General features: G+C 67.1%; 7 protein-coding genes. 1 reads left to right on the top strand and 6 read right to left on the bottom strand.

Annotation, left to right across the window (positions count from 1 at the left end):
• Window positions 1–98: 98 nt before the first annotated feature.
• The 5 genes from VXD91_RS04960 to VXD91_RS04940 form a co-directional block, all read right to left on the bottom strand.
• Window positions 99–722, bottom strand: coding sequence for a hypothetical protein (locus VXD91_RS04960; RefSeq protein WP_346414820.1), 624 nt, complete (start codon window positions 720–722; stop codon window positions 99–101).
• 159 nt (window positions 723–881) lie between these two features.
• Window positions 882–2630: an MtrAB system accessory lipoprotein LpqB gene (gene lpqB / locus VXD91_RS04955; RefSeq protein ID WP_346414821.1), complete on the bottom strand. Its 1749-nt coding sequence runs from the start codon at window positions 2628–2630 to the stop codon at window positions 882–884.
• 8 nt (window positions 2631–2638) lie between these two features.
• Window positions 2639–4291 carry an MtrAB system histidine kinase MtrB gene (gene mtrB / locus VXD91_RS04950; protein WP_029105562.1) on the bottom strand — a complete coding sequence of 551 codons (1653 nt, stop codon included), beginning with the start codon at window positions 4289–4291 and terminating at the stop codon, window positions 2639–2641.
• A 43-nt stretch (window positions 4292–4334) separates the two neighbouring features.
• Window positions 4335–5021 carry a two-component system response regulator MtrA gene (gene mtrA, locus VXD91_RS04945; RefSeq protein WP_020102929.1) on the bottom strand — a complete coding sequence of 229 codons (687 nt, stop codon included), beginning with the start codon at window positions 5019–5021 and terminating at the stop codon, window positions 4335–4337.
• An 87-nt stretch (window positions 5022–5108) separates the two neighbouring features.
• Window positions 5109–5738, bottom strand: a complete 630-nt coding sequence (locus tag VXD91_RS04940; RefSeq protein WP_346414819.1) for a dTMP kinase — start codon at window positions 5736–5738, stop codon at window positions 5109–5111.
• A gap of 98 nt (window positions 5739–5836) precedes the next feature.
• Between VXD91_RS04940 and dctA the strand changes: the two genes are divergently transcribed.
• Complete coding sequence (dctA, locus tag VXD91_RS04935; RefSeq protein ID WP_346414818.1) at window positions 5837–7231, top strand: C4-dicarboxylate transporter DctA; 1395 nt, start codon at window positions 5837–5839, stop codon at window positions 7229–7231.
• 108 nt (window positions 7232–7339) lie between these two features.
• Here dctA and VXD91_RS04930 read toward each other — a convergent pair.
• Window positions 7340–7857: HNH endonuclease signature motif containing protein (locus VXD91_RS04930; protein ID WP_346414817.1), on the bottom strand; the 518-nt coding region annotated here is incomplete at its 5' end.

Below are 7857 nucleotides of genomic sequence, written 5' to 3'. Positions count from 1 at the left end.
GCCCGACGGCCACGACGGCACCGATCAACAGAGCGACGACGAATGCGGCACCGCGCGAAGGGATTTGGGCGCGCTGCGTCGGAGTGTCCACCGGCGGGTCAAATGCCATCACTGTCGCCTTCCACGCGTTTGGCGTCCGGGGTCAGCGCGGGCGCCGGGGACGTCGCACCGTCGGCCGAACGCTGCACACCCGTCACTGCCTTGTCCGCGCCGACGATCCAGCTGTTTCGCACGCCGTTGTCCTGACTCACGTACAGGCCCGCCGGTGGCTGCACCGCGAAAGCGGTGAAAGGCCAACTCTTTTCGCCGATCGTCAAGGTTCCGGCCACGCTCTTGCCGTCATGGCGGCCCTCCAGATGGCTGGTCTTGTCCTTGCTCGTCAGCTTTACGACACCGGCTTCGGCCGGCCCGCTCAGCCACGTTTCGATGGCCTTGCCGTCGCACGCGTAGGCGCGGGCGGCCGCGCCCTTGACCGAGATGTCCAGCGTGATGACGCCGGCCTTGGTCTCGACTTTGCCCTGGTAGTCCGCTGCGGCCGGGAACGGCACCGCAGCGGGGGCGGCCGGGGTGATGGGTGCGGCCTGGCTCGTGGGCGGCGCGGCTTGACTGGTCGAAGTCACCGGTGCCGCTGGTTGCGACTCCTTGGACACATTTACGGCATAGATCCCGATCCCCAGGGCGGCCACCGCGCCCAGGGTGACGAGCGGACCCGCAACCTTCATGTTCACTCCTCATCGGCTGTGAACCCGATGGCAACAATGATCCACCCGCGGGGACACGCGCTCATCAGATTCGGTGAGATGCCGGGCCAATTTCAGTTAACAATTGGCCGACTCAACCGGAACAACGGAGCCGAGTCACAGAAGGTTCAAAGCGACTTTTCAGCCAGGAAGCACGGGCAGTGCGCCCGCGACCATCAGCGGCCGGACATCGGTCCACATCAGGTTGTTGTCCGCTGCCGAACCCGACAGCTGGAGCACGCCACGTTGGTCGGCGAGGTACACCGTCGAGGTGTTCGCGGCAACGGTCGACACCGGGACGACCAGGTTCCGGGTGGGCCCGTCGGAGTTCACGCCGTCGAGGTTGACGTACGACACGGGGTGCGCGCCGTCGGTGCGCGTCACGACGATGTCGTCGCCGGTGCGCCAGGACAGCGACAGCGCCGTGTTGCCCAGGCCGAAACCGAGCCGGCGTGGATAGGTGAGCGCGAGCTGGCCGCCCTCCCGCTGCTCGACGCTGGCCAGGATCACCTGGCCGTTGATCACCATCGCGGCGCGGGTGGCGTCCCGCGACAACTGCAGCGCGCTGATCGGACCGGGGAATTTGGTGGCCACTGCCGACGAGTCGACAGGAATGCGGGCGGGTTGGCCTGACGCCGCCTCCTGGATCGCGCGCACGACGTTGGCGCCATCGACGACGATCCAGATGGCGTCGTCGAGCGACCAACTGGGACGCGACAGCGTGTGCGCGTCGAGCGCCTGTGCGGCGTCGCCGTTGACCGGACCCACCCACAGCGACTGCGCCATGTCCGGGGCGCCGGGCCGGAGCGTCACCACTGAGGCGACCTCCTGCCCGCTACGCGACAACGCCGCCGAGGTCTGGCCCGGGAGCTGGCCGAACGCCCCGGCGACCCGCGGCGCGTTGTCACCTTCCAGCGATACCAGCGATCCCCCGGCCAGAGCATGCAGGCCGGCCGCGGCGCCGGGGTCGGCACCAGGGTCGGTGGCCGCGACGTCGGAGGTGTTCCAGCCTTCGGCGAAGCGGTCGTCGAGGGCGGCGCCGTCGGCGTTGATCACGTACGGGCCGTTGACCCCGGCCCGGAACAGCGTCCAGATGATCTGCGCCGCAAGTAGTTGCCGGCTGTGCGGGTCGGTGGTCGACAGGCTCTCGAGGTCGATGCGGGCGCCGCCGTAGCCACGTCCGACACCGGTCTTGCCGCCGTCGGCACGCGTCACCGGACCCCGCAACCGCAGCGGTGCGGCCATCAGATTCCGTACGCTGCTTGCCATCTCGGGCCGCGGCCCGGACAGCAGCTTGGTGACGAGTTCGGTGGCGAGCTGGTCCGGGTCGGACACTGCGACGTAGCGCGGGTCGGGCACGACGGTCTTGCCGGTCGGGTCGACGAAGTACAACGTGTCGCGTTTGTAGGTGGACTGGAACTGTTGCCAGTCCAGGAACACCCCGTTGGGCAGCTTGTCGATGCGCCAGCCCCGCGGCGTCTTCACCAGATCGATGGGGCCTGGGTCGGGCAGCGCGCCCTCCCCTGTCTCGAACACCCCGACGTCCGACAGCGAGCCCAGGATGTCGGCATGCATCGTCACGGAAACCTTGTCCGTGCCACGGGTTTCCACGAACACGACGCGGTCGATCAGCAGAGCGCTACCGGCGTCGTCCCACGAGCGGGATGCCGATTCGGTGAGGAACTGGCGTGCCGCCAGGTGCCGGTTCGCGGGATCGGCGGTGGCCTTGAGGAATTCGCGCAGCAGCAGGTCCGGGTCCATGCCGGGTGACGGCGTCGGCAGGTTGCGCGGGGCCGGCCGGTCGACGGTGCCCACGGCCTGTGGCGCCGATGAACTGGGTACGCCGGCGCACCCCGTCAGGACCAGCATCAGCACCGCGCAGAGCGCCAGTGCCCCTTTCATGATGCGTCCCCCGCGGGCAGTTCCCCGGACGAGAGGGCCGTAACCGATTTGGGCCCAGTGGGTTTGAGAGGCAGCGGGCTGGTGGTCACCTTGTGGCCGCGCACCAGGGGCAGCGTGAGCCGGAAGCAGGCGCCGTGGCCGGGTTCGCCCCAGGCTTCCAGCCGGCCCTGGTGCAGGCGGGCATCCTCGATGCTGATGGCCAGGCCGAGGCCGGTGCCGCCGGAGCGCCGCACCCGCGATGGGTCGGATCGCCAGAACCGGCTGAACACCATCTTCTCCTCGCCCGGTCGCAGACCCACGCCGAAATCGCGGACCGTCACTGCCACGGTATCCACATCGGCGGCCATCTTGATCTGAACGGGCTTCTTCTCCGCATGGTCGATCGCGTTGGCGATGAGGTTGCGCAGGATGCGCTCGACGCGGCGCGGATCCACCTCGGCGATGACGGCCTCGTCCGGAAGATGCACGGCGAGTTTGATGTTGGCGTCGTCGGCGAGGTGGCCGACGTTGTCGAGCGCGCTCTGCACGGTGTCGCGCAGGTCGACCGACTCTACCGATAGCTCGGCCACACCGGCGTCGTGCCGAGAGATTTCCAGCAGATCGGCCAGCAGTGTCTCGAAGCGGTCGAGTTCGTTGACCATCAACTCCGTCGAGCGCCGCAGCGCCGGGTCGAGTTCCTCGCTGTGGTCGTAGATGAGGTCCGCGGCCATGCGCACCGTCGTCAGCGGCGTCCGCAGCTCGTGGCTGACGTCAGAGGTGAAGCGGCGCTGCAGGTTTCCGAACTCTTCGAGCTGGGTGATCTGCTTGTGCAGGCTCTCGGCCATGTCGTTGAACGACACCGCCAGACGCGCCATGTCGTCCTCACCGCGCACGGGCATGCGCTCGGTGAGGTGTCCCTCGGCGAACCGCTCGGCGATGCGCGACGCCGACCGCACCGGCAGCACGATCTGCCGGGCCACCAGCAGCGCGATGGCCGCGAGCAGGCCCAGCAGCACGATGCCACCGGTGGCCATGGTGCCACGCACCAGCGCGATGGTGCTCTCTTCGTTGCTCAGCGGAAAGATCAGGTACAGCTCGAGGTTGGTGACCTGCGACGACGTCGGGCTGCCGACGATCAGCGCGGGACCGGAGAAGCCATCGGTGTGGACGGTCGCGTACTGGTAGCTGACCTGGCCCGCTTTGACGAAGTCGCGCAACGAGTTCGGAATCTCGCCCACCGGCCCGGCCGATGTGGCCGCGCGCGGACCGTCACCCGGTACCACCAGCACCGCGTCGAACGCACCGGCCAGCCGCGAGCCCGAATCGACCTTGCGGTCGATGAGCGTGTTGCGTGCCAGCTGCAGGCTGCTGTTCAGCGAGCGCGTCTCCTCGCCGCCGACGATGCCGCTCACCGTCGTGCGGGCGTGCTCGACCTCTTCGGTGCCGGCGCGGACCTTGGCTTCGAGGATGCGGTCGGTGATCTGGCTGGTCAGCACGAAACCCAGCACGAGGATGACGGCAAGGGACAACCCCAGCGTCAGGGAGACCACGCGCAGTTGCAGTGAGCGGCGCCAGGCATAGCCGACCACACGGCCGACAGCGCCCAGCCCGCGCACGAAAGCGCCCGAGCCGAAACCGCCACGGATACGCCGTCGGGATCCCCAGATCACCGGCGCCCTACGGTCTCAGGCTCGGGCTTGACGAGCCGTCCGATCACGGCGGTCCGGCCTTGTATCCCACTCCTCGAACGGTCAGCACCACCTGCGGGTTCTCCGGGTCCTTCTCGACCTTGGCCCGCAGCCGCTGCACGTGGACGTTCACCAAGCGGGTGTCTGCCGGGTGGCGGTAGCCCCACACCTGTTCGAGCAGCACGTCACGAGTGAAGACCTGGCGCGGCTTCCGGGCGAGGGCCACGAGCAGGTCGAACTCCAGCGGAGTCAGCGAAATCTGCTCACCCTGGCGGGTCACCTTGTGGGCCGGCACGTCGATGTCGACGTCGGCGATGGACAGCATCTCTGCCGGTTCGTCGTCGTTGCGGCGCAGCCGCGCGCGCACCCGCGCCACCAGCTCCTTCGGTTTGAAGGGCTTCATGACGTAGTCGTCGGCGCCGGACTCCAGGCCCAGCACCACGTCGACCGTGTCGGTCTTGGCGGTCAGCATGACGATCGGCACGCCAGAGTCGGCGCGCAGCACACGGCACACGTCGATGCCGTTCATTCCGGGCAGCATGAGGTCCAACAGCACCAGATCCGGGCGCAGCTCGCGGACCGCGGTCAGCGCCTGGCTGCCGTCACCGATGACGGCGGTGTCGAAGCCTTCGCCCCGCAGCACGATGGTGAGCATCTCGGCCAGAGATGGGTCGTCGTCGACGACCAGAATGCGTTGCCTCATGGCGTCCATGGTGTCACCAGATCGCGATAAAGCTGTGATCTCCGATGGGTGTTTTGCCTCTTACCTGACAACTCGCTGGTAGACGACGCGGCCAGATCACCCCAGCAGCGTTGTGGCCAGCTCCCCCGGGTCGACGTCCGGGGCGACCAAAGCCCAACGGCCGACCCAGTTTTCGGCCGCGAGCTCGGTGTACACCGCGGCCGTGCGGCCCTGCAGGCCGCCGTCGCGCTCGTAGGCGTCGCGGGTTCGCGTCGCGTCCTGAGCTTCCCGGCGCGCCGCCCTTTCCGCGGCAAGGTCGGTCGGCACATTCAGATAGAGCTGCCAGTCCGGCACCGGAAGCGCCAACCGCTCGAACTCCAACTCCCGCACCCAGGCGACGACGTCCCCGCCCGCCCCCTGATGCAGCCGGGCCGCGCTGTAGGCGGCATTGGACGCGACGTAGCGGTCGAGGATCACAACATCGTGCGCGTCGTTCAATGCGGCGATCTCGGCCTTGGCGCCCGCCCGGTCGAGCGCGAACAGCATCGCCATGGCGTACACCGAATCGGCGAGGTCGCCGTGCCGGCCATGGAGCGCCTCGGCGGCGATATCCGCCTCGACCGAGCGGCCGTAGCGCGGGAACGCCACGGTGGTCACCGACTTCCCGCGGGCCTCGAACTGCGCCCGCAGACCCTGGGTCAGCGTGTTCTTCCCCGCACCATCGACGCCTTCGATTGCGATCAGCACGTGGCGAGACTAATTGCTGGATTCGATATATCTGATGCGCGACGTCACAGAAACATCGCAGAAATCGCGTGGTGACGCCCGATCAGTACTTTCGCGCGATGGCGACCACCATGCAACCGCCCAAAAGCGAGATGATCCGGCTCGCGAACAAGCCTCCTTGGTACACGTCGCTTTTCGTGCAGCTGCTCGTCGCGATCGTCGCCGGCATCCTCGTCGGCTGGCTGCAGCCCAAGGTCGGCGCCGACCTCAAGCCGCTCGCCGACGGCTTCATCAAGCTGATCAAGATGCTGATCGCGCCGATCATCTTCTGCACCGTCGTGCTGGGCATTGCGCACGTCGGCGACCTCAAGTCCGTCGGCCGGATCGGCGTGAAGGCGTTGATCTACTTCGAGGCGGTGACCACTTTCGCGCTGCTCTTCGGGCTGGTCGTCGGCAACATCGTCAAACCCGGGGCCGGTTTCCACGTCGACGCCGCCACGCTGGCGTCCGGGGCCGACGCGATCGCGAAGAAGACCCAGAACAAAGAGCTGCCGCACACCGTCGATTTTCTGCTGAACATCATCCCCGAGTCGGTGTTCAAGGCGTTCACCGAGAACAACCTCCTCCAGGTCCTGTTCTTCGCTGTCCTGTTCGGGCTGGCGTTGGCAAAATTCGGCGAGAAGGGCCCGCCCGTCATCCTCGAAATCGTCGACCATCTGAGCCACGTGTTCTTCACCGTCATCGGCTGGGTGATGCGCCTGGCGCCCATCGGCGCCTTCGGGGCGATGGCCTACATCATCGGCCAGTACGGCATCGGCTCCCTGAGCAGTTTCGCCAAACTGATCGGCGCTTGCTACCTCGCCGCCGTCCTGTTCATCGTGGTGCTCGCGGTCGTTGCGAAGGTCTTGGCGGGAGTGAACCTGTGGAAGTTCGTCGTGTACATCAAGGACGAGCTGTTCCTTGCGCTCGGCACCGCTTCCACCGAGGTCGTGCTCCCGCGCATCATGGCCAAGCTGACCAATGCCGGATGTTCACGCACCACAACGGGTCTGGTGGTTCCGACGGGCTACTCGTTCAATCTCGACGGAGCGACCCTCTACCTCTCGATCTGTGTGCTGTTCCTGGCCCAGGCATTGGGCGTGAACCTGAGCCTGGGTGAGCAGATCACCGCGGTGCTGGTACTGATGCTGACGTCCAAGGGCATGGCCGGCGTTCCCGGGTCCTCATTCCTCGCGCTGTCAGCGACCGTCGCCGCCATCGGCCACGGCGCCATCCCGGTCGCCGCGGTGGCCCTGCTCCTGGGCGCCGACCGCATCATGGACTCGATGCGCGTCTCGGTGAACCTGCTGGGCAACTGTGTCGCGACGTTCGTGGTGGCCAACTGGGAGGGGCAGCTCGACAAAGACCGTCTGTGCAAGGTCCTCGACGGCCAAGACGTCCCGCCGCTCGACGAGCCTGACCCGATGGCGGATCCGGCTGGAGGTGGCGGGCGTACTGCATCCACGTCCAACTGATCGTGAGGCGCCAGGCTGGCGCCATCGGGGTGAAATAGCCCTCTATCCGTGAGCGACACGCGTGAATACCCCTGAAAGTCATGCCTTTTCAGGGGTATTACGCCGCACTCAGAGTGGCGGTGGGATGTCTTGTTGCTCTGCTGATTCGGCCGCCGCAGCTTCTGCGGCTTCGCGTTCTTGGCGTTCTTTGCGCCGGCGGGCGAAGGCTTCTTGTGCGGCTTCGCGCTCGTCGATATCGGCTTGGTTGAGGGCACGTTCGTAGGCGATCTGCTGAGCCTGGTTCTGGGCGCGGGTGCGGCGCCGGATGGGCATCATCACACCCCGGCCGGGAGCCGGTGGGGCGTCCAGATCGGTGTCCTGTGGTGGCGGGTTCGGCAGCGGGGTGTCGGTGACCGTGCGAGGAAACAGGATTCGACTTTCGGGCACGCTGATGTAGGTGTGGCCGGTGGGTGCGGTCCACACAATCGTCCCGTCAGGCTGTTGACGGTCCTGCCACCCATCCGGCCCGCCGTAGAAGGTTTTGAGCAGGTGGTGTTTGCGGCACTTCGGGCTCAGGTTGCCCGGATGCGTCGGCCCGACCGGCCACGCAATCGTATGGTCCACATCGCACGCGGTGGCAGGCTGAT

The sequence above is a fragment of the Mycobacterium sp. SM3041 genome, assembly GCF_039668335.1.
In the GTDB taxonomy this organism is placed as follows: Bacteria; Actinomycetota; Actinomycetes; order Mycobacteriales; family Mycobacteriaceae; genus Mycobacterium.
Note: the sequence above shows the minus strand (reverse complement) of the source record. Positions and strands in the feature narration are given on the sequence as shown.